At 44.8% G+C, this 1617-nt stretch carries 2 protein-coding genes; both read left to right on the top strand.

Annotated features, from left to right (window positions below; genetic code table 11):
- On the top strand, positions 1 to 254 hold a 254-nt coding region (locus A0F92_RS08570; protein WP_068244318.1), incomplete at its 5' end, for a hypothetical protein.
- A 763-nt stretch (positions 255 to 1017) separates the two neighbouring features.
- Positions 1018 to 1617: hypothetical protein (locus tag A0F92_RS08565; protein ID WP_167516948.1), on the top strand; the 600-nt coding region annotated here is incomplete at its 3' end.

Genomic DNA, 1617 nt, shown 5'->3' with positions numbered 1-1617 from the left:
CGGCCACAGCACCCACCCCTGTTTTTTTTAAGCGCCTACGCAGTGTGGCGCTGGTAGTAACTGCCGTGGCTACGGCCTTACTCACCGCACCCGTAAGTTTACCCCCGTTGGTAATGAGTGCAGCGGGCTATTTACTCACCGCCGGAACGGTGGCCGGTGCCATCAGCCAGTTAACCGTAACGGATGCAGCCAGCCAGCATCTGCCGGAATCAGCCCCCAAAGAGGGTACCCCCCCAATACCGGAAGATGAATGAGCATCGGCAATTGGTTATTGCCACCATTGGCGGCACCCTCACATCCTGGTGGCAGGCCATCCAGACGAGTGAACCCTTGTACACGGCTGTTTTGGCCATTGAGGGTGCGCTGGTGAGTTATGGCACCACGCTGTTATTACACTGGTGGCGCAAACGGCGACGTTGATAAACAGAAGCTATCCCCAACGGGGTAGCTTTTGTGTTGTTAGCGAAATCGGGTACAGTGCACAGAACCGGATGGTGTTGCTACCAGCCCGGCTAAACGCTGCAATTACGCTTATTATAACCAGCAATAACTAACCGGGAGGGATATATTATTTAAATAGCAATTCACGAACGGCTGTTTTAAAAGAGCAGGCTAATGGGGGTTGTTGCGGTTAGTGAGAGGCACAGCAAAAAACGAGATATCTGTTCTACTTTTCTTCTGCTTCGTTGCCTATATGGTATGAACCACGCCTTAAAGAGATTGATGGATTGCTTGGATGTATGGATAGCGGAGTTCTGTTTGCCTAACCAATTGGCTGATTCACCTTTTTTCTGTTTTATTGTATATTTTGGTTGCATACCAACAATGAAAAAGAAAAGGCAATACCCTTGGCATGCCTTAGCATACCGGAAACCTAACTTACCAACCGCCAGGCAACCTACTTAATACCCGAACCCCCGCAATGGTAATTTAAGAGAAGTTTTACATAAAGGATTCTTATTAAATAACAAAAAAACACTATTCACAGCATGTGAATAAATATTTAATATAATATATATGTTTGAGTTTTCTATTCATGATATTCACAATGTATTTATAACCCTTAACAATCCATTTTCTATGTTACCGCACATGCACGAATTACAACAATTATTGCAGGTATTTTTACACAGTACCCCTTTAAAAACCTTATTAGCCCATGCCAAAGAAGCCATTCCACTGGTAACGGGTATACAAAAAGCATTAATAGGCTGTTTCAATAACCAAAAAGAAACAACCACTGAGAGCTTACAATTGCTTGAACTGCACTGTTACAAATGGTTAGAAGGATTGGCCTACCAGAACAAACAAAGCGCATGGGAGGAAATGCCGGGTATGTTAGCCGATATTACGGAGCATTTGGTGCAACTGTATCTGGAATTATTTCATCATTTCAGTGAAACAGTGCAGTTTCATGCGGTACCACTGCTCATGAAACAAAGTTATGCCCTTCAATTTCATGCGGCACTACGTTGCTGGAAAGCCACTCTTGGCGATGTACCCCCCCAGCCACTCTATTTCTGTTGTGAAAAAATTATTGATGAGGCTTTGAGCGAAGCAGCAATACTGCCATTTCAGCAGCTCCATTACCTGGTACAGTTGGTACGGGGTATTACC

This window comes from Hydrotalea flava, from assembly GCF_001623405.1.
Lineage (GTDB): Bacteria > Bacteroidota > Bacteroidia > Chitinophagales > Chitinophagaceae > Hydrotalea > Hydrotalea flava.
Note: the sequence above shows the minus strand (reverse complement) of the source record. Positions and strands in the feature narration are given on the sequence as shown.